The following is a 23914-nucleotide window of genomic DNA, read 5'->3' on the forward strand; positions in this document are numbered from 1 at the left end:
GGAATCCCATTCAGAAAGAGATACAAATGCTGAAGAAAGTGGATTCTTCACAGCTCAAGGTGGGCATGTTCATCCACGACCTCGATTGTGGATGGATGGAGCATCCCTTCGTGCGCAATCGCTTCCTGCTCACGGACGAGGAAGAGATCGGCAAGATCGTCGCGGCAGGCATTCGCGGCGTCGTGATCGATTGCAGCCGCGGCCTGGACGTCGAGGCGCCGACCCTGGCCGAAGCGGATGCCGCGACCGAGGCCGAAGTGGCGGCGCTGGCGTCCAGCGTGATCAGCCAGGTCCGCGTGCCGCTGGGCGAAGAGCTGCAGCGCGCTGCCAACGTGCGGCGCCAGGCCGTGGAACTGGTGCGCAGCGTGATGCAGGATGCGCGCCTGGGCAAGGCGGTCGAGCTGGGCGAGGTCGGCCCGGTCGTGCAGAACGTGACCGAATCGATCCTGCGCAATCCCGGGGCCTTGCTGAGCCTCCTGCAGATCAAGAACAAGGACGACTATACCTTCCTGCACTCAGTCAGCGTGTGCGCGCTGCTGGTCGCCTTCTGCCGCTCGCGCAGCATGGACGAGAACGTCATCTACCAGGCCGGGCTGGGCGGCCTGCTGCACGATACCGGCAAGGCGCTGGTGCCGGACGCCATCCTGAACAAGCAGGGACGCCTGAGCGACGAGGAATTCGACATCGTCAAGCGCCATCCGCGCGACGGCCACGACATCCTCATTCGCACACCAGGCATTGGACCGATCCCGCTCGACATTACCCTGCACCACCACGAGCGGCGCGACGGCAGCGGCTATCCGGACCGCCAGGGCGGGGACGCCATCAGCGAGCTTGCGCAGATGGCGGCCATTGTCGACGTCTATGACGCGATTACCTCCGACCGCTGCTACCACAAGGGCATCGCGCCGGCCGAGGCACTGCGCAAGATGTACGAGTGGAGCAAGTTTCATTTCAATCCCGCGCTGGCGCAGGAATTCATGCGTTGCGTCGGCATCTACCCGGTCGGCACCCTGGTGCTGCTGGAGTCCGGCCGGCTGGGCGTGGTGATCGAGCCTCACGAATCGAGCCTGCTCACGCCCAAGGTCAACGTGTTCTTCCACGCAAGGAAGCAGGTGTACATCCGGCCCGAGACGGTCGACCTGTCGCGCGGCCTGGGCTTCGGCGGCGGCGACAAGATCGTGCGCCACGAGTCGGCCGCCAGGTGGCGGGTCGAGCCGCAGCGCTTCATGCAGCTGGCAGGAGCCTGACTACAAGCCGCCGGCGCAGCGCAAGGCGGCGCGGTGACGTAGCTCGCCTGCGGTGACGGCAGCCACAGCACCGGTTCCGTGATTTCTTCCGGCGTCGTCAGGGGCCCATCGGGATCGTCGGCGCGACCCGTGCAGGGCTCCGGTTCGCTGGCCTGGACGTGGATGCCGGTCAGGGTCGGTCCGGGCGCCAGCGCGCGCTCGTGGACCGGGCCGGCGGCGAGGCCGCCAGGACCGCCCTGCGCGAGCAGACCGCGCCGGCGCGCCGGCTCGGCATCTTCGGCGGTCCCGGCGTCATCGTGGACGGCGAACTTTTCCGGGGCGACGACCGGCTCGAGGACGCGCTCGAGACGGCGCTGGCGGCGAGCGGGCGATGCGCCTGAACGCACTGGCGCCGCTCGACGCCCTGAACGCCTCGACCCCAGCGGCGACCCAGGGTGCGGTCGGGGCCTATGGCGTGTCGAGCGCTCTCTCGATGGCGGCCGGGATCGCTCCTGTGCGTGTGCGCGTTGGCGCCGACAATGTTCGGGCTGGTGTTCCCGGGTCACCAGGCAAGCAGCTTTTGCGAGTATGGCTGGGCGGCTGGTGTTCGACGCCACTGGTTCTGACGACCTGGTGCGGGGCGCTACCATCGCCATCAGGATGGCGGCGCTGCTGCACTGGCCGCTCGCGCGCATGCTTCGTCCCGAACCCGCCCTCAAGCTGCTCGGATGTTCGCGCTGTGCTAGCTTCAGCTTAAAAGAATTCGGCGGTGTCGTTGACCGCCACGGTCTGCAGCAGCCCGCCCTCGACCAGCTCTTCATAGTGGCACACGCGGTTGCGGCCATGAGCCTTGGCGTAATACAGGGCCTGGTCGGCTTGGCCCAGCGTGGCCACCGGTGAGTCGGCCGCGCTGACGCTGGTGAAGCCGATGCTGACTGTGACCTGGCCCACTTGCGGAAAATCGTGGTGCTCGACGTCGGCCCGGAACCGATCGATGATGCGGTGCGCATTGTCCAGGTTCGTCGAGCGCAGCAGCACCACGAATTCCTCGCCGCCGAAGCGGAACACCCGGTCCTGGGCGCGGAAAGATGATTGCAGCAGGTTGGCGATCAGGATCAGCACCTCGTCGCCGTACAGGTGGCCGAAGCGGTCGTTGACGCCCTTGAAATGGTCGACGTCGACCACCGCAAGCCATTGTTTATCCTCGCCGTTCGGATGGCGCCGCTCGGTCTCGCCGGGGGGTGACGTGTCGGTTTCGGACGCGTGCAGCATGCGCGCCAGCTGGTCGTCGAAGGTCTTGCGATTGAGCAGGCCCGTGAGCGAGTCGCGCTCGCTGTAGTCGAGCAGGTTCTGGAAGTTGCGGTAGACGCTGACGATCCCGTTGACCATGTACAGCGCTTCCGGCGTGAACGGGTTGGCATGCACGATCTCGAGGCAGGTGTCGGCCTTGTCGCCGAACCAGATCGGCAACCACAGGCGGCGCAGGCCGTCGGCGCCGGTGCTTTCGGCGCGCGCATCATGGCGCCGCAGGCTCGCCTCGAGTTCAGGATAGAGCGCGATCGGTTCGCCCGGACCGCTGTCTTGCGGCTCTTCGGGACAGGCCGCGCCGCCGGCGAGGATACAGGCGCGCGAGCGCACGAAGTACTGGGCGCCGACCTGCGCGATGGTGAGCACCCGGGTGCGGGCCGCGCCCGACAATTCCTGGACTGCCGAAATCACGGAGATGTCCAGCATGGTGTGATCGCGGTGGCCGGTCATGTCCACCATGTGTCGCAGCAGGGAATCCATGTCGTCGTTGTCAGGCCATGCAAGAAGGGTAACCGGAGAGAACAAGTGGACCGCACGGGGGGCGGACCGCGCCGAACGGAGCTGCAGCGCGCCAGTGGCGGCGGTGCCGTATTTTTCAGCGGTCAAGCAAAACAGCATAATGCTTTTTTGTATTAGCGGCAACTATTCTTAACAATATTTATGCATGCTTGCACGCCGTGTGACACATCCGCCGGAAGAGGTTTTTCCGCATCGGGACAGGAAGTTTCTCAATGGAAACTTGTGGGCGGTCAACTTGCTATTCGGCGCGATCGGTACAGTCAACCCACTGGCAAACGCAACACAGCAGTGGCGACTGGGCCCAGTCGCAGCCAGTATTTCCTCAACCATCAATAAGGAGTTTGTCATGAGCACGATTACCTCCGCCATCAAAGCCTTTCTGGCCGACGAAAACGGTGTGACTGCCATCGAGTATGGCCTGATCGCCGCGCTCATCGGTGTCGTGATGGCCGGTGTCGCTACCGAAGTGGGTGAAAACATCGAGGCGGCATTCGCCTACATCCGCGATCAGTTGGTCGTCCCGGCGTAATCTGCCTGGCCCCCCGCGACGCGCTTCGGTCCCGGGGGGCTTTTTCGTGGAGTCCGATCATGGCTGTCGCAACTTACCTCGATATGCTCCTGCTGCTGATGGTGACGGCGGCCGCGGTCAAGGACCTGGAGAGCCGGCGCATCCCCAACCGGCTGCTGGCCGCCGGCATGGCGCTCGCCCTGGTCCTGCACCTGCTGTCGCCGCGACCCCTGGCGGGGCTGCTCGCCTGGCTGGGCGGGGCGGCGACCGGTTTCGCGATCTTTCTACCCTTTTACCTGGTCCGCGGCATGGCCGCCGGGGACGTCAAGATGATGGCGGCGGTCGGCGCCTTCGCCGGTCCCGGCGACGCGCTGCGCATCGCCATCCTGGCCTGGTGCGCGGGCGGCGTGATGGCGCTTGTCGTCATCGTCGTCAAGGGGCGCCTGCGCATGGCGTTGTCCAATATGTGGTCGATCCTGAAACCCATGCTGCTGCGCCTGCCGCGCGGGCCTGAGCCCGCGATCGGCGATGCCGGCGGCCAGCCCAGCGCGGGATCGATTCCGTATGGCGTAGCGATCGCCGCCGGCGCCATTGCACTGCTGGCCGGCCGCTACGCCGACCGGCCGCTATTGTGAACCGCCGGTCGGGTCCTTGTCAGGCATCAAGTGCCTGATGAAGGACGCTCGTTAGAATCAAATCAAGGTTTTCCGAACCATTTTTCATGGGCAGGAGGCTTCATGATGGGAATGTTGTCGGCCACCACCGCTACGGCCGGAACGGATGCGCTGGCGTCCATGTCCGGCGCTGGAGCAGCCGCGACGGAGGGCGACGTAGCCGCCGTGCTGCCGCGCCAGCCGCGCACCGTGCGCGACACCGGGCTCGAATCACGCCTGGTGACGGCGCTGGTGCTCAAGGTCCTGCATGCGGGTGGCAAGACGCCGTTGTCGCTGCTCACCGGTCGCCTGCGCTTGGCGGTGGGCGTGGTGCGCGAAGTGCTGCAGGGCCTGGTCGCCGGCCAGCAGGCCGAAGTCGCCTGGTCGGGCGAGACCGATCTGGACGTGCACTACCAGCTGACCGCCGCCGGCCAGCGCGCGGCCGCTGAACACCTGGCCGAGTCGCGCTACGCCGGCCCGGCGCCGGTGACCCTGGCGGCCTGGCGTGCGGTGGTCGCCCACCAGTCGCAGCGCCGGCCTGACGCGCCGCGCCTGGCGCGCGCCGAACTGGAGGCGGTGCTCGATGGCGACGGCCTGGACGCCCCGCTGCGCGAACTGATCGGCGCGGCGCTGTATTCGGGCCGGCCGCTGTTGCTGTACGGCCCGTCCGGCAGCGGCAAGACCACCCTGGCGCGCAAGTTCGCGCGGCTGCGCCAGGATCCGATCGCGGTGCCGTACGCGGTGCTGGTCAACCACGAGATCGTCCAGCTGCATGACCCGGCCCTGCATCCATCGCCGCTGCAGCTGCGCGGCCTGGACGAACGCAGGAGTGTCGATGCGCGCTGGCTGCTGTCGCAGCGGCCGCTGGTGCACGTGGGCGCCGAGCTGGCGCGCGACATGCTGGAGCTGCGCGTGGACGCCGCCAGCGGCGTGCTGCGCGCGCCGCCCCACATCCTGGCCAATAACGGCCTGCTGGTGCTGGACGACCTGGGACGCCAGCGGGTGCCCGCCGGCGAGCTGCTGCACCGCTGGCTGGGCGCCCTGGCGGCGGGCCAGGACCATGTGGCGGTGCCGCACGGCCCGAGCCACGCGTTGCCGTTCGATGTCGACCTGGTGCTGGCCACCAGCCTGGCGCCCGAATCGGTGCTGGACGACGCCTGCCTGCGCCGCATCGGCTACCGGATTGCGGTCGGGCCGCTGTCCGAAACGAGCTACCGCGCGCTGCTGCGGCGCCAGGCGCGGCTGCGCCGAATCGATGTCGACGAGGCCGCGCTCGACTATCTGATCTGCGAACTGCATCGCCGTACCCGCCGTCCGCTGCTGGCCGCCTGGCCGCACGAGCTGCTGGGCCGGATCGCCGATTTCGCCGGCTTCGCCGGCCGCACGCCGCGCTGCGACGTGGATGGCCTGGTCCAGGCCTGGACCAGCCTGTTCGGAACCAGCGCCCTGCCGCCCGCGCTGCCTGCATCGACTCCATCGGCGGCGGACAGGGAAGTCAAGGGGGGAGAAGCGCGATGAAGAACAAGCGTGCCGTGATCATGATGGCACTGGCGGTGGCGCTGGGCCTGCTCGCAGTGGCGCTGGCCGCAAGCTGGCTGCTCAATGCGCCGAACGCGAGCGCCGGCCGGATCGTCGTCGCCAGGTCCGACGTCGACATCGGCCGGCGCCTGGCGCCCGAGATGTTCAAGCTGGTCGACTGGCCGGCCGGCAGCGTGCCCAAGGGCGCTTTCACCGATCCCTTGCCGCTGGGCGGACGGGTCCTGAAGACCAGCCTGCTGGCGGGCGAACCGATCAGCGAAGCCAAGCTGGCCCCGGCCGGCACCCTGGGCGGTTTGTCGGCCCTGATCGCCGAGGGCAAGCGCGCGATCACGGTGCGCGTCAACGACGTGGTCGGGGTCGCCGGCTTCACCCTGCCGGGCAACTATGTCGACATCATCGTCAGCACCGAGACCATGCCGGATCCGGACACGGCGGCGCGCGCACGCGCGCAGAGCATCTCGAAGATCGTGCTGGAAAGGATCCTGGTGCTGGCGGTGGCCCAGGAAGTCAGCCGCGACGAGACCAAGCCCAAGGTGGTCAATGCCGTCACGCTCGAGGTCACCCCGGCCGAAGCCGAAAAGCTGGACCTGGCGCGCAGCGTCGGCACCCTGTCGCTGGCGCTGCGCAACCAGGTCGACCCGGCCGCCGCCGCCACCCTCGGCGCGACCAAGGAAAACCTGCTGCCGCCACCGGCCGCCGCGCCGCTGCAGGTGGTGCGCGCTGCGCCGCGCCCACGGGTGCATCAGGTGCGCGCGCCGGCGCCGCCGAAGCGCGATTGCATCAGCGTCATCAACGGCCTGCACGCGTCGCAGGAATGCTTCTGACCACCGACAGGATCGATCATGAAACGACGTCTTCCGATCGCATTGCGCGCCGCCTGTTCCGCCTTGTTCGCGGCCGCCCTGGGCAGCGCCATGGCGGCGCCCGTCGCCGCGCCACAGCCGGCGCAGCCGACGCCGGCGGCGAAGAAACCCGCGGCCAGGAAACCGGCGCCGCTGCGGCCTGAATCCGAACCGACCGCACGCGCCATGGAAGGCTGCAGCGGCGAGGCGGCGCGGCCGGCCGCGATGGCGCTCCAGATGGGCAAGTCGACCATGCTGCGCCTGCCCGAGAAAGTAGTCCGGCGCAGCGTCGGCAATCCGGCCGTGGTGCAGGCCATGCTGGTCGCGCCCGATACCCTGTACATCGCCGGCGTCGACGTCGGCAGCACCAATATGATCGTGCAGGGTCGCAGTGGCTTGTGCAGCGTGATCGACATCACGATCGCGATGGACCCGGGCGGCCTGGAAGCCACGCTCAAGGCGGCGATGCCGGACGAGCAGGACATCCGGGTGTTGGCCGCCAACGACAGCCTGGTCCTGACCGGCAGCGTCAGCGACGCCGGCGCCGTGCAGCGCGCCGTGGAACTGGCCGGGGCCTATGTGCGCCGGCCCTTGCGCCAGCTGCCGGCGGCCGACCAGGACAACGAGACCGACGGCGTGATCGCGCTCGGCCGGAATGGCACGGGCGGCGCCGGTGGTGGTGGCGGGACCAATGCCGGGGCCCGGGTGGTGAACCTGCTGTCGGTCAGCGCGCCGCAGCAGGTGCAGCTCGAGGTCAAGGTGGCCGAGGTCTCGCGCACCCTGCTCGAGCGGCTCGAGACCGGCACCCGCTTCAGCTTCGGTTCCGGTAGCTGGACCACCACCCTGGCCACCGATTTCCTGACCGGCCTGGCGCGCGGCGGCCTGTCGGGTGTGAAGGCCAACGGCAACCGCTTCGGCATCGAGGCCGACAAGCTCGATGGGCTGGTGCGTATCCTGGCCGAGCCGAACGTGCTGGCCATCAGCGGCCAGGAAGGCTCGTTCCTGGCCGGCGGCAAGTTCTACATCCCGGTGTCGCAGGACGATGATCGCGTGACCTTGGAAGAAAAGGAATTCGGGGTCGGTGTGCGCTTCACCCCGACCGTGCTGTCGGGCGGTCGCATCAACCTGAAGGTGGCGCCCGAGGTGTCCGAGCTGTCGCGCGAAGGCATCGGCATCACCGCCAACGGCATCAGCGGCACCGCGATCATGCCGCTGGTGACCACGCGCCGCGCCAGCACCACGGTGCAGCTGTACGACGGCCAGAGCTTCGCGATCGGCGGCCTGGTGCGCAACAACCTGGTCGCCAACCTGAAAGGCTTGCCTGGCCTTGGCGAAGTGCCGGTGCTGGGCGCGCTGTTTCGCAGCACCGACTACCAGCAGGACCGCACCGAGCTGGTCTTCGTGATCACGGCGCGCCTGGTCAAGCCGCTGGCGGCCGGCAGCCACGCGCTGCCCACCGATGGCCACGTCATGCCGTCGCGCGCCGGACTGATGCTGGGCGGGCGGCTGGAAGGGGAGCGTTCCGCCATCGGCCCCGCCGCGGCGGGGCCGGCCGCCACACCACCCGCCGCGGTGCAGACAGCCAATGGATACGAACTGCAATAGGGGAAGAGCGATGCGAACCTACCTCACACGCCCGGCGGCGCTGGCGCTGCTCGCCTGCGGCGCAGCCGGATGCGTCTCGACCACGCCCGACTGGGACAACCATTTCGGCGCCGCCACCCGCGGCAACCTGGCGGCGCAGGTGCTCGACCCGGGCACCTGGGCCAACCGCAATCCCGCCCTGGGCCTCGATGGCCGCGCCGCGCGCTCGGCCATCGACAACTACCAGCGCTCGTTCGCCCGGCCCGAAGACCAGCCGGCGGCGATGGTGGACCAGTGATGGACGCGCGCGCAGCGATCATCGATTACCCGGGGCTGCCATGAGAGCGCTCCTGATCAGCCGCGACAGCCACCTGTACGCGGAACTGGCCTCGCAAGGCACCGCGCGCGTGCCGCCCCTGCACCTGGCCGCGACCCGCGCGAGCCTGCGCGAAGCGCTCGACCGCCCCGAGCCGGACACGCCGCACCTGGTGATCGTCGACGCCAGCGGCCTGGAGTCGTCGGAGGCCGCCCTGCTCGAACGCCTGGGCCGCCAGTATCCGGGTTCGCAGCTGATGCTGCTGACCAACCAGCACCAGCCCGACCTTTTGATCACCGCCATGCGGGCCGGCGTGCGCGAGCTGCTGCAACTGCCGTTGGTGCACCGCGCCTTCCATGAGGCGATGGACCGGATCGCCACCGCCGCCGGGATGTCCAGCCTGCGTGAAGGCAAGGTGCTGACCTTCATTGCCTGCAAGGGCGGCAGCGGAGCCACCTTCATCTCGGCCAATTTTGGTTATGCGCTGGCCACGCTGGCGGGCAAGAAGGTCTTACTCATCGACCTGCACGGCCAGTTCGGCGACGCCGCCCTGTACGTGTCGGACCAGAAGCCGGCCATGACGATGTCCGACGTGTGCGCCCAGATCGCGCGCGTCGACGGGCCTTTCCTCGAATCCTGCCTGGTGCACGTCACCCCGGGCTTCGGCGTGCTGGCCGCGGCCGACGACCCTGGGCACGCCAGGGAGGCCAAGCCGGAACACATCGACACCATTCTGCGCGTGGCGCGCCAGAACTACGACTACGTGCTGCTCGACGTCGGGCGCCAGATCGACGCGGTATCGCTGCGCGCGCTGGACGTAACCGACACCATCTATCCGGTGCTGCAGCTGGCGCTGCCCGACATCCGCGATGCGCGGCGTTTGCTGGATATCTTCCGCTCGCTCGGCTATGTGCTGGACAACATACGCCTGATCGTCAACCGCTATGAAAAGGGTGGCAAGCTGCGCCTGCAAGACCTGCACGCGGCGCTCGGCTGCGAGGTAGTGCATACCTTCCCCAACGACTATATCGCGGTGACCGATTCAGTGAACCAGGGCGTGCCGGTGTTGCAGCTGTCGCGCGCGAGCTCCGCCGCGCGCAGCCTGGCCGAGATGGTCGAGCTGGTGACCGCGCAGCGGATCCAGGAAAGCCGCGGCCTGCTGGACCGCCTGTTCGGGCGCCAGGACGCGGATTATTAGGTCAACCCACGCTGGAGCCGCCCATGTCCCTTCGCGAACGACTTGCGCTCACCGGCCAGGAGTCCATCCATGGCGCCGCCAGCGGCGCCGAGCTGCAGGATGCGCCGAACCAGGTCTACCAGGAACTCAAGAAGCTGATGCACCAGATGATCCTCGACCGGATCGACCTGGAGCGCCTGAAGCGCCTGACCGCCGAGCAGTTCAAGCACGAGCTGGCGCTGCTGGTCCAACGCATCATCGAGGACGAGCGCATCGTCCTCAACCAGCACGAGCGGCACCACCTGGTGCTCGACATCCAGCACGAGATGCTGGGCTTCGGCCCGCTCGAGCCGCTGCTGGCCGACCCCTCGATCTCGGACATCCTGGTCAATACCTTCAACAAGGTCTATGTCGAACGCCGCGGCCGGCTCGAGCTGACCGAGATTACCTTCCACGACAACGCGCACCTGATGAAGATCATCGAGAAGATCGTCTCGCGCGTGGGCCGCCGGGTCGACGAATCGAGCCCGATGGTCGACGCCCGGCTGCCGGACGGCTCGCGCGTGAACGCAATCATCCCGCCGCTGGCGGTCGACGGGCCGATCCTGTCGATCCGGCGCTTCGGCGGCAGCCCGCTGACGGTGCAGAACCTGCTCGACTACAAGAGCATGACCGCGCCCATGATCCGGGTGCTGGAAAGCCTGGGCACGGCCAAGGTCAACATCCTGATCTCGGGCGGCACTGGCAGCGGCAAGACCACCTTGCTCAACCTGATCTCGGGCTTCATCCCGGCCAGCGAGCGGGTGGTGACGATCGAGGACGCGGCCGAGCTGCAGCTGCGCCAGCCGCACGTGGTGCGCCTGGAGACGCGCCCGGCCAACATCGAAGGCAAGGGCGAGGTGCCGCAGCGCGCGCTGGTGCGCAACGCACTGCGCATGCGCCCCGACCGCATCATCCTGGGCGAGGTGCGCGGCCCGGAAGCGCTTGACATGCTGCAGGCGATGAATACCGGTCACGAGGGCTCGCTGGCCACGATCCACTCGAACACGCCGCGCGACGCGCTGTCACGGCTGGAAAACATGGTCAGCATGGCGGCGGTGAACCTGACGCCGCGCGCCATCCGCCAGCAGATCGTGTCGGCGGTGACGGTGGTGGTGCAGGTCTCGCGCCTGACAGACGGCACGCGCAAGCTGGTCAGCCTGCAGGAAATCACCGGCATGGAGGGCGAGATCATCTCGATGCAGGAGATCTTCCGCTTCGAGCAGCGCGGGGTCGACGTCGACGGCAAGGTATTCGGCCAGTTCAGCGCCACCGGCGTGCGCCCGCGCTTCGCCGACCGCCTCAAGCTGTTCGGGGTGCCGGTGCCGGACGACTCGTTCGACCCCGACCGCCGATATGACTGACCTGAGCGACTGAGCGACCGGAGCGCGCATATGGATGGCTTGTTCTATGGTTTCGTGGTGCTGGTGTTCGCGGCCGTGATCCTGGCGGTCGAGGGCTTCTACCTGTGGTGGATGAGCACCCACGGTGCAGCGGCGCGCCGTATCGCGCGCCGCCTGCAGATCATGTCCGGCGGCCTGCACAGCCGCGGCGGCGAACGGATCTCGATCCTCAAGCAGCGTCGCTACAGCCGCTTCCCGACACTCGACCGCCTGCTGCACGGCGCCCCGCTGACGCACCGCATCGATGCGCTGCTGGTGCAGGCCGGCGCTACCTGGTCGGTCGGCCAGTTCCTGGCCGTCTCGCTGGGTTGCATGGTACTGGCGCTGGTGCTCACTTCCGGCGTGGCGAGCGCGGTCGCGGTGCCGCCGCCGGCGCGCCTGCTGGCCTGCGCGGGCGGCCTTGGCCTGCCGTGGTGGTGGCTGCAGCGCATGCGCTTGCGGCGCCTGGTGCGCATCGAGCACCAGCTTCCCGAGGCGGCCGACTTCATCGCGCGGGCGCTGCGCGCCGGCCACTCGTTTATCAATGTGCTGCAAATCGTCGGCAGCGAGCTGCCCGAGCCGCTGGCCGGCGAGTTCCGCATCACGCGCGAGGAGATCAACTATGGCGTACCAATGAACGAAGCCCTGCACGGCCTGGCCGAGCGCATTCCGCTGACCGACCTGCGCTACCTGATCATCGCGGTGCTGATCCAGCGCGAATCGGGCGGCAACCTGGCCGAGATCCTCGGCAGCATCAGCCAGATCATCCGCGCCCGCCTGAAGCTGGTGGCGCACGTGCGCGTGCTGTCGGCCGAAGGCCGCATGTCGGCCTGGATCCTGGGTCTGCTGCCGTTCGGGGTGATGGGCGTGATGTTGATGAGCAGCCCGTCCTATGTAAGCATGCTGTGGACGGATCCATCCGGCGTGCGCCTGCTGTGGTACGGCCTAGGCATGATCGTGTTCGGCGTGCTGTGGCTGCGCACGACCATCCGCATCCGCGTATGAGGCCGTCATGACTTCTTCCCAACTCGTTTTCCTGCTGGTCGTCTTCGGCGTCGTCTGCCTGCTGGGCTGGGTCGCGCTGGCCCTGTTCGCGCCGTTGGCCCTGCGCGAACGGCTGCGCCGCTTTCTCGGCCAGCAGGGCGGCCAGGAGCCGGGCGTGCGCTGGGTCGAGCGCGTCGCCAGCGTTGTCCGGCCCCTCACCCGGCTGTCGATTCCCGAAGAAGGCTGGGAAAAATCGACCTTGCGCACCCGCTTCATGAACGCCGGCTGGCGCCATCCGTCGGCGCCCACCCTGTACTTCGCGTCCAAGACCGCGCTGGCGCTCCTCGCGCCGGCCTTGTGCGCGCCGTTCCTGGTGCTGTACGGCCGTGGCCTCGATGGCGGCAAGGTAATGGGTGTCCTGCTGCTTGGCGCCGCCCTGGGCTACTACGCGCCGAATGCGGTGCTCGAACGCCGCGTCAAGCGCCGCCGGCGCGAGATCTTCGAGACGATTCCCGATGCCCTCGACCTGCTGACCGTCTGCGTCGAAGCCGGCCTGAGCCTGGAGCGGGCGCTGGTCAAGGTGGCCACGGAGATCCACATCAAGAGCGTGGTGCTGGCGCAGGAACTACAGCTGGTGCTGATGGAAATGCGCGCGGGTTTCAGCAAGGAGAAAGCGCTGCGCAACTTCGCCCTGCGCTCCGGCGTTGAGGATGCCGACACCCTGGTCGCGATGCTGATCCAGTCCGAGCGCTTCGGCACCAGCATCGGCGACTCGCTGCGCGTGCATGCCGAGAACCTGCGCCACAAGCGGCGCATGGTGGCCGAGGAAACCGCGGCCAAGATCGGCCTCAAGCTGCTGTTCCCCCTGATCTTCTGTATCTTCCCGACCCTCCTGATGGTCTTGCTGGGACCGGCCGCGATCCAGATCTCGCGCACCCTGGGCGCCTTGCCCATCGGCCGCTGAAAGGAGCTTCATCATGGGACGCACCTTCGACATGACCAGGCTGGCCCTGCTGTGCGCCAGTCTGGCGGCCTGTTCGCCATTTGGCTGGCGCACCGCCCAGGATACCGGCGCCAGGGCCGAACAATCCTATCTTGCCGGCCGCGCGCACCACCTGGCGGCACGGCTGGACGCCGCGCGCACGGCCTACGACGCCACATTGCTGCTTGAACCCACCCATCCCGGCGCGCGCAACGGCGTGGCGACCCTGCATGCCGAAGGTCGCGAACCGGCGCCGGCGATCGCCATCTGGCACGAGCTGACCGCGCCAATCGGCCTAGACGCCGGGCCAGGCAAGGCCTACCTGTTCGCCAATTTGGGGCAGGCTCTTTTACTCAGTGGCGAGGATGAACAGGCGCGCGCCGCGCTGGAGCGGGCCTGCCTGCTCGATCCGCTCAATCCGCGCGCATGGGCGCTGTTGGGCGACGCCCTGGCGGCGCTCGGACAGGCAGAGCGCGCGCTGCAGATGCAGCGCCAGGCGCAAGCGCTGCGCCGGCATGATTTGCGCGCTGACTTCGCCGCGGCCAGCGGCGGCAAGAGCGGGGTGGCGGCGCTGGGCCAGGCCCTGGCACGGCCGGCGCCGCAGACCCATCCCGACTGGGCCCAGGCCTATGTCCACGTGGGCGTGAACGGCATGATGGAATTGCGGCGCCTGCCGGCGGCGCAAGCGGTGCAAGCGGCGCCGCGGTCGCAGTCGCATCCGATTGCGTTCGATGGCGAAGTGGCGCACCTCGAAATCCGCAACGGCAACGGCGTGACGGGCATGGCGCGCGCGCTGGCGCGCCGGATCGATGAACCCGGCATGCGGGTGACGCGCCTGTCGAACGAGCCGGGCTTCGCGGTGCGCCACACCCGCATCGAGTACGAGGCGGCCCATGCCGAGGCCGCGCGCAGGCTGGCGCAGCGTCTCGGCACTACCCAGCTACGGCAAGTCGACGCGCACGCGCCCGTCAACCTGCGCCTGGTGCTGGGCCGCGACCTGGCGCGCCGTGGCACGGCCTTGCACCTGGCGCCACTCGCGGGCCAGGCGCAACAGCTGGCTTACCGGTAGCGTTCCAGCCACCAGCCATATTGCGGCGGCAGGACGGCGAAGGGGTCTTCCACGCCCAGCTCCTTGGCTGCGCGGAAGGCGTAGTGCGGATCGGCCAGGTGTTCGCGGCCGATCATCACCAGGTCCATCTGTCCTTCGGCCACCGCCTCGTTGGCGACCTTCGGATCGCCGATATACCATGACGACGCCACCGGCAGGCCGGCTTCATCCCGCACGCGCTGGGCGATCGGCGCCAGGAAGCCCGGCCCCCAGGGAATCTTGACGTCGGGGACGGTGAAGTTGACGCTGACGTTCAGCATATCCAGGCCGGCGTCGCGCATGCGGCGGGTCAGTTCGATCGATTCCGCTAGCGTTTCCTCGTCGCGGCCGTCGAATTCGATCACGCCCATGCGCGCCGTCAGCGGTAGGTGTTCCGGCCATACTGCGCGCACCGCGGCCAGGGTCTCGAGCAGGAAGCGTCCGCGGCCATCGAGGTCGCCGCCGTACTGGTCATCGCGTTGGTTCGAGTGCGGCGACAGGAAGGACTGAGCCAGGTAGCCGTGGGCGAAGTGCAGTTCGAGCCATTCGAAACCGGCCGCCAGCGCGCGCCGTGCGGCGTCGACGAAGCCCTGGCGCACGCGGGCGATGTCTTCCAGGGTCATCTCGTGCGGCACTTTCGGCAGGTCGCCGCCGAAGGCGAGGGCGGACGGTGCGATGGTTTGCCAGCCATCCGTCGCCTCGTTCGGGATGTGCGCATTGCCGTCCCATGGACGGTTGGCGCTGGCCTTGCGGCCGGCGTGGCCGATCTGGATGCCGGCCACGGCGCCGGCGGCCTTGATGCCGGCGGCGATGGCGGCCATGCCGGCCACCTGCTCGTCGTTCCAGAGACCGGTGCAGCCCGGGGTGATGCGGCCTTCTGGCGTGACGGCCGTGGCTTCGACGATCACCAGGCCGGCGCCACCGCGCGCGATCGACGCGTAGTGGGCGCGGTGCCAGTCATTGGTGACGCCGTCGACGGCGCTGTACTGGCACATCGGCGGCACCGCGATGCGGTTGCGCAGGGTGAGGGATTTGAGGGTGAAGGGTGAAAATAATGCGGTCATTGGTGCTTTCCAGGTGATGCTTCAAGCCGCAACGGCGACGACGATGGCGCACCGGGCGGCGTGGCCGCTCGGATTTCTGTCGTCGCTGTGGAAGAGAAGATCGGGAGGTTGTCGAATCGGTCCTGGCATGCACCCTGTGTCAGGGTTGCGTGCCTGGGCCGTATTCTCGCACCGATGCGGATTGTTTGCAGGCGGCGGCCACGACTCCGGCGGCCCGGCGTGTCAAGCCGTCAAGGCATGGCCTTGCGGTACACCCGTACGTAATCGACCAGCATCTGGCGCGGGAACGGCGTGGTCGCATCCGGATAGCCCGGCCAGTAGCCCCCCACGGCCAGGTTGAGCAGCACGAAGAAGGGATGCTCGAACACCCACTCGCCCTTGACCGTCCCGGGCGTCGCGGTATGGTAGTGGACACCGTCGCGGTACCAGCGGATCTGCTCCGGTTCCCATTCGACGGCGAACACGTGGAAGTCGTCGCCGTATTCCGCGCCATTCAGGGCGATCGCCTTGCTGAACGCATGCTCGCCCGAGTAGCCCGGTCCGTGCAGGGTGCCATAGGCATTGGCCGGCTCCTTGCCGATGATCTCCATGATGTCGATCTCGCCGCTCTTCGGCCAGCCGACCTGGCCGATATCCGCCCCCAGCATCCAGAACGCGGGCCAGATGCCCTGGCCCTTCGGCACCTTGATGCGCGCCTCGTAGCGGCCATACTGGGTTTCCTTCAACCCGGCCGTCTTGAGCCGCGCCGAGGTGTAGTCCTTGCCTTCATAGCTTTCCTTGCGCGCCTCGATCACCAGGTTGCCGCCTTCCAGGCGCACGTTCTCGGGCCGGCCCGTGTAGAACTGCATCTCGTTGTTGCCCCAGCCATGGCCGCCGGTCTCGGTTACCCATTTGCCGCGGTCGAGCGCCGCGCCGTCGAACTCGTCGCTCCATGCGAGGGTCCAACCGGACGGGGTAGCGGTGGTGGTGGCAGTCTGCGTCGCGCAGCCCGTGCTGAAGGCCAGCGTGAGCAGCGCGGCCAGTGTGCTCAGAGTCTTCATGCGTCTCCTTATTGAGCCATCATCGCGCCGCGCGCATGGTTGCCCGCTGCTGCCTGACGTGCTTCATGATGTTGAGGAAGGTATCGGTCCAGTACTCATTGCGATGGGCGGCCAGGAAGCGCACCAGTTCTTCATGCGCCTGCGACGACACACTCAGGTGGTCGCCGCCGATGCCGTGGAAGGTGAACGCGATCATGGTGCCGCGCTGCGCCGCCTGCTTGACCAGCGCGATCAGCTCCGCGCCGCTCGCGCCCACCGGCGCGATCGAGGCCACGCGGTAGAGATCGACCGCCGCCATCGACAGCGGCACGCCGGGCCCGTTGCCGGCCTTGATCGCCACGAAATTCGCATGCAGCGGCGGCAGGTAGTCGCCATCCGCGGCCTTCACGTCGAAGCAGGGCGCGGTATACGTGCGCTCGTGGCGGCCGTCGATCGCGGCCAGCATCGTGTTGCCGAGCAGGACCTGGTCGCGCATCTGCTCGCGCGTGGTGGTGTCGAGATCACGGTGGGGCGCGACCCAGCTGCGGTCCGGGCCCGCGCCGGAGCATTGATGGAACAGGCTGTGGTTGCCCAGTTCATGGCCGTTCGCGGCTGCGGCGCGCCAGTGTGCCATCCGCGCGTCCACCGGAGGGCCGGACAGCTGCAGGTAGAAGGTGCCCTTGACGCCATGGCGATCGAGGGCGGGAATGGCGTTGTCGAGCTGGGAGTCAAGGGCGTCGTCATAGGCAAGACTGACCGCTGCGCGGGCGCCGCCGGGCCAGGCGAAGGGGCTGTCCGCCGCTTGCGCGGACGCCGTCATGGCGAGCGTGATACCGGCCGCCAGCAGGCCGGTCCCCAGGGTAAGACCAGCCGCAAGGCGGGCAAGAAAATGGTGCATCGATGCTCCAGTTTGGAAACGTTACCATAACGGCAAGCCGACTATAGCACCGCTAAAAATCGCGTGTCAACGAGCGAAACGACAAGAGGCAGCGCCGGACGCTCCCATATCGCACTCTGGGATTGCACCAAAGTGTTGCAAAACTACGTCACATACCCTCATGACGCCATGGAATATTCCATTGACAATTTTTTTTCCTAACCCTAATATTCAGACCACTGCATGGAAACGTTTCCATGTTCGGAACAAGTCAGCTTCGATCCCCGAATGGCACGGTCAGCCAGGAGCCGAGGACAAATGAACCAGCGCGACGCGCACACGCAATCCACGCAGCGAGGCTGCCGGCACCAGCCGGCCGGCTTCGCTTCGTCATTGGGCAGGGCGCGTCGGGATTGCCCGGGCGGCAGGTAACCGGGCAAGGGTGACTAGCAACGAGTAGCAACGGAAGTGCGGCGCAGCAGACGACGCGTCCGGTTGGCGGAGATACCGTGGTTAGGCGACGGTCATATTTATAAAAAGACAGGAGAAGACATGTACTACCCAAAGGCTAAACAGACCTTGATCAGCCTGGCAGTCGCCAGCGCCTGCTCGGCATTCATCCCGGCATTCGCGCAGGAACAGGCGACCCCGCCGGCCGACACCGCGACCAGCGCTCCCACCCAGGCGACCGACGCGGCCAGCAATCCGACCGGCTCGATCACCGGCCCGGCGCAACCGGGCGCCCAGACCGTGGTCGTGACCGGCCTGCGCGCCAGTCTCGAGTCGTCGATGAACCTCAAGCGCAATGCGCAGGGTTTTGTCGACGGCATCGTCGCCGAAGACATCGGCAAATTCCCGGACACGAACCTGGCCGAATCGCTGCAGCGCATCTCGGGCGTCTCGATCGACCGCGAAATCGGCGAAGGCTCGAAGATCACCGTGCGCGGCGTGGGCCCCGACTTCAACCTGGTGCTGCTCAACGGCCGCCAGATGCCGGTCTCGAACCTGGGCGACCGCAACGGCCGCGCCTTCGACTTCGCCAACATCGCCTCGGAAGCGATCTCGCAGCTGCAGGTCTACAAATCGAGCCGCGCCGAGACCCCGACCGGCGGCGTCGGCGCGACCATCAACGTGATCACCGCCCGTCCGCTGTCGCGTCCCGGCATGCAGGCCAGCATCGGCATCAAGGGCGTGCACGACACCTCGGCCACCAACCTGCCGGACGGTCTCCGGAGCGGCGACAAAGTGACGCCCGAAGTCTCGGGCATCTATTCCAACACCTCGGCCGACGGCCGCTTCGGCATCGGCATCTCGGCCAGCTACCAGGAGCGCAACCTGGGCTACAACCGCGCCTCGGTGCCGAATGGCTGGAAAGGCCCGTTCCGCGGCAGCGACACCCAGTGGGGCACGATCCCGCAACCGGATGCGTCGGGCGCGACCCCTGGCATCACCAACCGTCCGGGTCCGACCGACCTGTACCAGGTGCCGCAAAACCTGAACTACAACCTCTCCGGCGTGCAGCGCGAGCGCACCAACGGCCAGGTGGTGTTCCAGTTCGCCCCGACCAAGGACCTGACCACCACCCTCGACTACACTTATTCGGAAAACCGGATCCACACCCGCCGCAACGACATGTCGGCGTGGTTCAACTTCGGTGAATCGTCGAGCAGCTGGACCGACGGCCCGTTCGCAGCGCCGCTGACCTATACCGAGATCATCCCGCTCGGCGCCAACGATATCGCGATGGGCGCCTCCGACTTCGCGACCAAGAGCGAGAACAAGTCGCTCGGCTTCAACGCCGCATGGCGCGTGAACTCGGCCTTGCGCCTCGAGCTCGACGCCCACAGCTCGTCGGCCGAATCGACCCCGGACAGCCCATGGGGTTCGAGCAACGTGATCGGCACCGCCAGCTTCAGCCGCGGCAACACCACCGCCGACTTCTCGCAGGACTTCCCGGTTCTGAGCATCGAAGGCGCCGACTTCCTGCGCTCGCCGCAGCAGGTCACCGGCTCGGTGTTCGAGAACGGCTACATGAAGACTGAAGTCGACCAGGTGCAGACCCACGGCAGCTGGAAGGTGCTGGAGGCGTCCGAATTCAAGTTCGGCGTCGGCGCCACCAAGGTCAAGTACCGCTCGGCCTTCTCGGTCCAGCAGCGCGACACCTGGGGCGGCGCGACCCAGGCGTCCGACTACCCGGCCAGCCTGTTCACGCCGGATAGCCTCTCCAAATACTTCGACCAGATCGACGGCAGCGACAACCCGAACCTGTTCAACCGCTTCCACACCTTCAATTTCGGCCAGATCCGCGACATCGTGGCGCAGGCCTCGGGCCTGCCGCACCTGTACCTGCCGAAGACCACCTACGACACCGACCGCCGCACGGAAGAAAAGTCGAAGAGCCTGTACCTGCAGTTCAACACCGAGTGGGATACGCGCTGGCCGATCAATACCGCGCTCGGCGTGCGCTATGAGAAGACCGACGTCAGGTCGAGCGCGCTGGTGCAGGTGCCGACCGCGATCAGCTGGGTTTCGCAAAACGAGCTGCCGGTGGTGTTTGGCGATTCGGGCTTCACCACGCTGGACGGCAGCTACAACCACGTGCTGCCGAGCTTCGACGCCGACATCGCCTTCCGCCCCGACATCAAGGGCCGCTTCAGCTATGGCGAGACCATCGGCCGTCCGCGCTACGACCAGATCGCCGGCGGCCAGGTGCTCGACACGCTGGCGCGCGTCGAAGGAGGCACCGGCTCGCAGGGCAATCCGGCGCTGGAGCCGGTCAAGTCGAAGAACATCGACCTGGCGCTCGAGTGGTATTACGGCCGCCAGAGCTTCGTCTCGATCAACCACTTCCGCAAGCACCTGGACAACTATGCCGGCCAGTCGCAGATCATCGCCCAGCCGTTCGGCGTGCGTACCCCGGTGGGTGGTGCCTACTGGAACGCGGCGCTGGCCAACGGCTGCGTGGTGGCGGACACCACCTGCATCCGCAACTACATCTTCCGCAACTTCAACGGCCAGGAAGGCGTGGTGCGCGGACCCGACAACGCGACTGGCGACGCCACCGGCACCATCACCGCGATCGGCAGCGATCCGATCGCGGATTTCCGTATCACCTCGTACTCGAACCAGAAGAAGGCGCGCATCCGCGGCCTCGAATTCAATGTCCAGCATATGTTCGGCAACAGCGGCTTCGGCTTCCAGGCCAACTATACCTACGTCAATTCGGGCCTGAAGTACGACAACAGCAGCTTCGGCGAGCAGTTCGCGCTGGTCGGCCTGGGCGACTCGGCCAACCTGGTGGGTATCTTCGAGAACGACAAGTGGAATGTGCGCGCGGCCTATAACTGGCGTGACGAGTTCCTGTCGTCGACCTTCGACGGCCAGGGCCCGAACCCGAACTACGTCGAGAAATACGGCCAGCTGGACCTGAGCATCGGCTATAACGTCAACAAGAACCTGAGCCTGTCGTTCGAGGGCATCAACCTGACCGACGAGATCCAGCGCATCCACGGCCGCACCAAGAACCAGGTGCTGTTCGCGGTGCAGTCGGGTCCACGCTATATGGTGGCCGCACGCTACAAGTTCTGATCGGTGCTTTGCCTGCGCCGCCGTTCGGGAGTAGACTTCCCGGACGGCGGTAGTGACGGCGGGTCGGCAACAGCCGGCCCGCCGTTGTTGTTTTACCGCCTGACACCCAATACAAGATAACGAGACATCCATGCCCAACATCGCCCTGTTGAACAATATCGAGCACAAGGACCTGCGCATCATCTCAGGCCACCGCCCCGGCCTGGGCAGCGAAGTCGCCTGGGTGCCCACTTTCGCCGACGAATTCCGCTCGCTGCAGGCCCACTATCCGATCATCTTCCGCCAGCTCGACGACGGCGCCAACTACGAGGCGATCGCGCTGCTCGGCTTCAAGGAAGACGAGAACCTGTTCCTCGAGGACGGCCGCTGGGACGCGCCGCTGGTGCCCTGGCTGCACGAGCGCCTGCCGTTCTACATCGGTCGTAATGGCGACGAGCTGATGATCCAGGTCGACCTCGACCACCCGCGCATCAGCACGACCGAGGGCGAGCCGGTATTCAAGCCGCACGGCGGCAATACCGAGTTCCTCGAGAAGATGAGCGCGACGCTGTCGAACATCCACAACGGCGTGCAGGCCAATATCGGCTTCCTCGAAGCCCTCAAGCGTCACGAGCTGCTCGATGCCTTCGTGCTCGATATCGAGTTCGAGAATGGCGATAAAAACCGCATGGGCGGTTTCTTCACCATCCATGAAGAGCGCCTGGGTGCGCTGGACGGCGCGACGATCGCCGAGCTGCATGCGGCAGGCTACCTGGCGCCAATGTATTTCGCGCTGGCCTCGCTGTCGCACTTCCGCGACCTGATCGACCGCAAGAACCGCAGGAACAGCCGCGACAGTCATGAAACGGCCGGCCGCTAAACCCATGCGCGAGGTCGCCGGCTTGCGTCCGGCCGACCTCGGCCCCGATATCCTTGCCTCCACCGAGCCGCTGCTGCTGCGCGGCCTGGTGGCCGACTGGCCGATGGTGGCGGCAAGCCGCACCTCGCCGCGGGCCGCCATCGCCTACCTGCGCCGCTGGTACGTCGACGCCACCGTCAACGCCATGCTCGGACCGCCCGGGATCGACGGCCGCTTCTTCTACAACGAGGCGCTGGACGGCTTCAATTTCCAACCCAGGCGGGTGCGGCTCGACGCCGTGCTGGACGAGCTGGAAAAGCACCTGGCCACGCCAACGCCGCCAGCCATCTACGTCGGTTCGACCACGATCGACGGCGCGCTGCCGGGCTTTCGCGGCGAGAACGACGTCGACCTGGGCCCGCGTGACCCGCTGGCCAGCATCTGGATCGGCAACCGCACCCGTATCTCGGCCCATTACGATGTGCCGGACAACCTGGCCTGCGTCGCCGCCGGTCACCGCCGTTTCACCTTGTTCCCGCCGGGCCAGCAGCACAATCTGTATGTCGGTCCGATCGACCTGACCCCGGCCGGCCAGCCCATCAGCCTGGTGGATTTCGCGAGCCCTGACTTCGCGCGCTTCCCGCGCTTCGCCGCGGCGCTGGAGCACGCCCAGATAGCCGACTTGGAACCGGGCGACGCGATCTTCGTGCCCAGCATGTGGTGGCACCACGTCGAGGCGCTGGATGGCTTCAATGTGCTGGTCAATTACTGGTGGCGCCAGTCGCCGGACTGGATGGACACGCCCAACAACGTCCTGATGCACGCCCTGATGACGGTGCGCGACCTGCCGCCGGCCCAGCGCGCGGCCTGGGCCGAACTGTTCCGCCACTATGTGTTCGAGGCTGATGCCGATACCGCTGCCCACATCCCGCCGGCCGCACGCGGCGTGCTGGCGCCGTTCGACGACCATACCGCGCGCATGGTGCGGGCGCAGCTGCTCAAGCGCCTGAACCGATAATGAAAAAGGCCCGCAGCATGCTGCGGGCCTTGTCTCTTGCGCCGACGCCGATTACTCGGCAGCGATCTTCTCTTTGTGCAGGTTGGCGTATTTCACACCGTAGTACAGGATGAACAGGTAGCAGGCCGCCGGCACCATGAACGAGATCTGCAGGCCGATGGTGTCGGCCAGGATGCCCTGCACGAACGGCACCACGGCGCCGCCCACGATGGCCATGCACAGGATGCCCGAACCCTGACCGGTGAACTTGCCCAGGCCGTGCAGCGCCATGCTGAAGATGGTCGGGAACATGATCGAATTGCACAGGCCCACGGCCACGATCGCCCACATCGCCAGGCTGCCTTCGGTGAAGATCGCGGTCAGGACCAGCGCGATCGAGCCGAGCGCGGTCACGGCCAGCGACTTGCCCGGGCTGACATAACGCATCACGGCAAAGCCGATGAAGCGGCCGACCAGGGCGCCGCCCCAGTACATGCTGACGTAGCGCGCGGCGTCGGCATGCGACAGGCCGGCGATGTGCGGCTCGCCGATGAAGTTGATCAGGAAGCTGCCGATGCTCACCTCGGCGCCCACGTACAGGAAGATGCCCAGCGCGCCCAATATCAGGTGGCGATACGACAGCGCGCCGCCCTTGGCATCGACCGCCGCGGTGGTGGTGTCTTCGAACGCGATCTTCGGCAGGCGCGCCATCGCGAACAGCACCGCCAACAGCGCCAGCGCGGCGGCCAGGCCCAGGTAGGGGCCTTGCACGGCGGCCGCTTCCGCGGCCTTGTGCGCGGCCTGTTCGGCTGCCGGCAGCAGGGCCAGCTGGTCTGCCGAGAGGACCACGGTCGACAGGATCAGGATGCCGCCCAGCGCCGGCGCCACCGTGGTGCCGAGCGAGTTGAATGCTTGCGTCAGGGTCAGGCGGCTGGCCGCGGTGCGCGCCGGGCCCAGTGCGGTGACGTAGGGATTGGCCGCCACCTGCAGGATGGTGATGCCACTGGCCAGCACGAACAGGGCGAACAGGAACATGCCGTAGCCACCGTTCGAGGCCGGGTAGAACAGGGCGCAGCCGGCGGCCGCGATCAGCAGGCCGGTGACGGCGCCGTTCTGGTAGCCCAGGCGGCGGATCAGGGCGCCGGCCGGCAACGACACGATGAAATAAGCGCCGAAGAAGCAGAACTGCACCAGCATCGCCTGCATGTAGGTGAGGGTGTAGATCGACTTCAGGTGCGGGATCAGGACGTCGTTGAGCGACGTGATCAGGCCCCACATGAAGAACAGGATGGTGACGATGACCAGCGCACCGGTGTGCTGGTTGTGCTCCGCTTCCGTGGCGGCGCTGGCCACGGTCGGATTCTGGACTGGGTTCTGCATGG

At 67.2% G+C, this 23914-nt stretch carries 21 protein-coding genes; 16 read left to right on the forward strand and 5 right to left on the reverse strand.

Annotated elements, in window-relative coordinates:
* The first annotated feature begins 26 nt into the window (after nt 1-26).
* Nucleotides 27-1250, forward strand: a complete 1224-nt coding sequence (locus AC56KW_RS12455) for an HD-GYP domain-containing protein (RefSeq protein WP_497171044.1) — start codon at nt 27-29, stop codon at nt 1248-1250.
* Nucleotides 1251-1408: 158 nt separating this feature from the next.
* On the forward strand, nt 1409-1630 hold the full coding sequence (locus tag AC56KW_RS12460; RefSeq protein ID WP_497171045.1) for a DsbA family protein: 222 nt from the start codon (nt 1409-1411) through the stop codon (nt 1628-1630).
* 352 nt (nt 1631-1982) lie between these two features.
* On the opposite strand, the gene AC56KW_RS12465 is transcribed toward AC56KW_RS12460, so the two are convergent.
* Nucleotides 1983-3017: a GGDEF domain-containing protein gene (locus tag AC56KW_RS12465; RefSeq protein ID WP_497171046.1), complete on the reverse strand. Its 1035-nt coding sequence runs from the start codon at nt 3015-3017 to the stop codon at nt 1983-1985.
* Between the two features lie 385 nt (nt 3018-3402).
* Between AC56KW_RS12465 and AC56KW_RS12470 the strand changes: the two genes are divergently transcribed.
* From AC56KW_RS12470 to AC56KW_RS12520, 11 genes are all read left to right on the forward strand, one after another.
* Nucleotides 3403-3585 carry a Flp family type IVb pilin gene (locus AC56KW_RS12470; protein WP_497171047.1) on the forward strand — a complete coding sequence of 61 codons (183 nt, stop codon included), beginning with the start codon at nt 3403-3405 and terminating at the stop codon, nt 3583-3585.
* Nucleotides 3586-3644: 59 nt separating this feature from the next.
* A complete protein-coding gene (locus AC56KW_RS12475; protein ID WP_497171048.1) occupies nt 3645-4199 on the forward strand; it encodes an A24 family peptidase in 555 nt (184 codons plus the stop codon).
* A gap of 102 nt (nt 4200-4301) precedes the next feature.
* Entirely contained in the window at nt 4302-5735 is a 1434-nt protein-coding gene (locus AC56KW_RS12480; protein ID WP_497171049.1) for an ATP-binding protein, read from the forward strand.
* Nucleotides 5732-6580, forward strand: coding sequence for a Flp pilus assembly protein CpaB (gene cpaB / locus AC56KW_RS12485; protein ID WP_497171050.1), 849 nt, complete (start codon nt 5732-5734; stop codon nt 6578-6580). Before AC56KW_RS12480 ends, cpaB begins: the two co-directional genes overlap by 4 nt.
* Nucleotides 6581-6598: 18 nt before the next feature.
* Nucleotides 6599-8203, forward strand: coding sequence for a type II and III secretion system protein family protein (locus tag AC56KW_RS12490; protein WP_497171051.1), 1605 nt, complete (start codon nt 6599-6601; stop codon nt 8201-8203).
* Nucleotides 8204-8213: 10 nt separating this feature from the next.
* Nucleotides 8214-8480 (forward strand): hypothetical protein, encoded by a 267-nt coding sequence (locus tag AC56KW_RS12495; protein ID WP_497171052.1) that lies wholly within the window; start codon nt 8214-8216, stop codon nt 8478-8480.
* A 40-nt stretch (nt 8481-8520) separates the two neighbouring features.
* Nucleotides 8521-9696, forward strand: coding sequence for a CpaE/TadZ family protein (locus AC56KW_RS12500; RefSeq protein ID WP_497171053.1), 1176 nt, complete (start codon nt 8521-8523; stop codon nt 9694-9696).
* Nucleotides 9697-9719: 23 nt separating this feature from the next.
* Nucleotides 9720-11078 carry a TadA family conjugal transfer-associated ATPase gene (locus AC56KW_RS12505; RefSeq protein ID WP_497171054.1) on the forward strand — a complete coding sequence of 453 codons (1359 nt, stop codon included), beginning with the start codon at nt 9720-9722 and terminating at the stop codon, nt 11076-11078.
* Nucleotides 11079-11108: 30 nt separating this feature from the next.
* The gene (locus tag AC56KW_RS12510; RefSeq protein WP_497171055.1) at nt 11109-12101 is read left to right on the forward strand and encodes a type II secretion system F family protein; all 993 of its coding nucleotides are present in this window, start codon (nt 11109-11111) and stop codon (nt 12099-12101) included.
* A 7-nt stretch (nt 12102-12108) separates the two neighbouring features.
* Complete coding sequence (locus AC56KW_RS12515) at nt 12109-13044, forward strand: type II secretion system F family protein (RefSeq protein WP_497171056.1); 936 nt, start codon at nt 12109-12111, stop codon at nt 13042-13044.
* 13 nt (nt 13045-13057) lie between these two features.
* Complete coding sequence (locus AC56KW_RS12520) at nt 13058-14131, forward strand: LytR C-terminal domain-containing protein (RefSeq protein WP_497171057.1); 1074 nt, start codon at nt 13058-13060, stop codon at nt 14129-14131.
* On the opposite strand, the gene AC56KW_RS12525 is transcribed toward AC56KW_RS12520, so the two are convergent.
* The 3 genes from AC56KW_RS12525 to AC56KW_RS12535 form a co-directional block, all read right to left on the reverse strand.
* On the reverse strand, nt 14122-15213 hold the full coding sequence (locus AC56KW_RS12525) for an NADH:flavin oxidoreductase/NADH oxidase (RefSeq protein ID WP_497171058.1): 1092 nt from the start codon (nt 15211-15213) through the stop codon (nt 14122-14124). The two genes, AC56KW_RS12520 and AC56KW_RS12525, sit on opposite strands and share 10 nt — an antisense overlap.
* A gap of 230 nt (nt 15214-15443) precedes the next feature.
* Complete coding sequence (locus AC56KW_RS12530; RefSeq protein ID WP_497171059.1) at nt 15444-16253, reverse strand: glycoside hydrolase family 16 protein; 810 nt, start codon at nt 16251-16253, stop codon at nt 15444-15446.
* A 19-nt stretch (nt 16254-16272) separates the two neighbouring features.
* Nucleotides 16273-17130, reverse strand: coding sequence for a polysaccharide deacetylase family protein (locus tag AC56KW_RS12535; RefSeq protein ID WP_497171060.1), 858 nt, complete (start codon nt 17128-17130; stop codon nt 16273-16275).
* Nucleotides 17131-17661: 531 nt separating this feature from the next.
* On the opposite strand from AC56KW_RS12535, the gene AC56KW_RS12540 reads away from it, so the two are divergent.
* The 3 genes from AC56KW_RS12540 to AC56KW_RS12550 all read left to right on the forward strand — a co-directional run bounded on the left by AC56KW_RS12540 (nt 17662) and on the right by AC56KW_RS12550 (nt 22553).
* A complete protein-coding gene (locus tag AC56KW_RS12540) occupies nt 17662-20697 on the forward strand; it encodes a TonB-dependent receptor (RefSeq protein WP_497171061.1) in 3036 nt (1011 codons plus the stop codon).
* 130 nt (nt 20698-20827) lie between these two features.
* Nucleotides 20828-21556: a SapC family protein gene (locus AC56KW_RS12545; protein ID WP_497171062.1), complete on the forward strand. Its 729-nt coding sequence runs from the start codon at nt 20828-20830 to the stop codon at nt 21554-21556.
* Nucleotides 21537-22553, forward strand: coding sequence for a cupin-like domain-containing protein (locus AC56KW_RS12550; RefSeq protein WP_497171063.1), 1017 nt, complete (start codon nt 21537-21539; stop codon nt 22551-22553). The genes AC56KW_RS12545 and AC56KW_RS12550 overlap by 20 nt, the downstream gene beginning before the upstream one ends.
* Nucleotides 22554-22604: 51 nt before the next feature.
* On the opposite strand, the gene AC56KW_RS12555 is transcribed toward AC56KW_RS12550, so the two are convergent.
* Nucleotides 22605-23912: a sugar MFS transporter gene (locus AC56KW_RS12555; RefSeq protein WP_497171064.1), complete on the reverse strand. Its 1308-nt coding sequence runs from the start codon at nt 23910-23912 to the stop codon at nt 22605-22607.
* Between the last annotated feature and the right edge of the window lie 2 nt (nt 23913-23914).

It is taken from the genome of Telluria sp. RT2P19 (genome assembly GCF_059685725.1).

Excerpts from the sequence above, each read along its gene's own strand:
- AC56KW_RS12535 (WP_497171060.1), bottom strand. The coding sequence starts at position 17,130 with ATGCACCATTTTCTTGCCCGCCTTGCGGCTGGTCTTACCCTGGGGACC.
- AC56KW_RS12545 (WP_497171062.1), top strand. The coding sequence starts at position 20,828 with ATGCCCAACATCGCCCTGTTGAACAATATCGAGCACAAGGACCTGCGC.
- AC56KW_RS12520 (WP_497171057.1), top strand. The coding sequence starts at position 13,058 with ATGGGACGCACCTTCGACATGACCAGGCTGGCCCTGCTGTGCGCCAGT.
- AC56KW_RS12505 (WP_497171054.1), top strand. The coding sequence starts at position 9,720 with ATGTCCCTTCGCGAACGACTTGCGCTCACCGGCCAGGAGTCCATCCAT.
- AC56KW_RS12475 (WP_497171048.1), top strand. The coding sequence starts at position 3,645 with ATGGCTGTCGCAACTTACCTCGATATGCTCCTGCTGCTGATGGTGACG.
- AC56KW_RS12555 (WP_497171064.1), bottom strand. The coding sequence starts at position 23,912 with ATGCAGAACCCAGTCCAGAATCCGACCGTGGCCAGCGCCGCCACGGAA.
- AC56KW_RS12490 (WP_497171051.1), top strand. The coding sequence starts at position 6,599 with ATGAAACGACGTCTTCCGATCGCATTGCGCGCCGCCTGTTCCGCCTTG.
- AC56KW_RS12480 (WP_497171049.1), top strand. The coding sequence starts at position 4,302 with ATGATGGGAATGTTGTCGGCCACCACCGCTACGGCCGGAACGGATGCG.
- AC56KW_RS12495 (WP_497171052.1), top strand. The coding sequence starts at position 8,214 with ATGCGAACCTACCTCACACGCCCGGCGGCGCTGGCGCTGCTCGCCTGC.
- AC56KW_RS12470 (WP_497171047.1), top strand. The coding sequence starts at position 3,403 with ATGAGCACGATTACCTCCGCCATCAAAGCCTTTCTGGCCGACGAAAAC.
- AC56KW_RS12540 (WP_497171061.1), top strand. The coding sequence starts at position 17,662 with ATGTACTACCCAAAGGCTAAACAGACCTTGATCAGCCTGGCAGTCGCC.
- AC56KW_RS12455 (WP_497171044.1), top strand. The coding sequence starts at position 27 with ATGCTGAAGAAAGTGGATTCTTCACAGCTCAAGGTGGGCATGTTCATC.
- AC56KW_RS12510 (WP_497171055.1), top strand. The coding sequence starts at position 11,109 with ATGGATGGCTTGTTCTATGGTTTCGTGGTGCTGGTGTTCGCGGCCGTG.
- AC56KW_RS12465 (WP_497171046.1), bottom strand. The coding sequence starts at position 3,017 with ATGGATTCCCTGCTGCGACACATGGTGGACATGACCGGCCACCGCGAT.
- AC56KW_RS12515 (WP_497171056.1), top strand. The coding sequence starts at position 12,109 with ATGACTTCTTCCCAACTCGTTTTCCTGCTGGTCGTCTTCGGCGTCGTC.
- AC56KW_RS12500 (WP_497171053.1), top strand. The coding sequence starts at position 8,521 with ATGAGAGCGCTCCTGATCAGCCGCGACAGCCACCTGTACGCGGAACTG.
- AC56KW_RS12525 (WP_497171058.1), bottom strand. The coding sequence starts at position 15,213 with ATGACCGCATTATTTTCACCCTTCACCCTCAAATCCCTCACCCTGCGC.
- AC56KW_RS12550 (WP_497171063.1), top strand. The coding sequence starts at position 21,537 with ATGAAACGGCCGGCCGCTAAACCCATGCGCGAGGTCGCCGGCTTGCGT.
- cpaB (WP_497171050.1), top strand. The coding sequence starts at position 5,732 with ATGAAGAACAAGCGTGCCGTGATCATGATGGCACTGGCGGTGGCGCTG.
- AC56KW_RS12530 (WP_497171059.1), bottom strand. The coding sequence starts at position 16,253 with ATGAAGACTCTGAGCACACTGGCCGCGCTGCTCACGCTGGCCTTCAGC.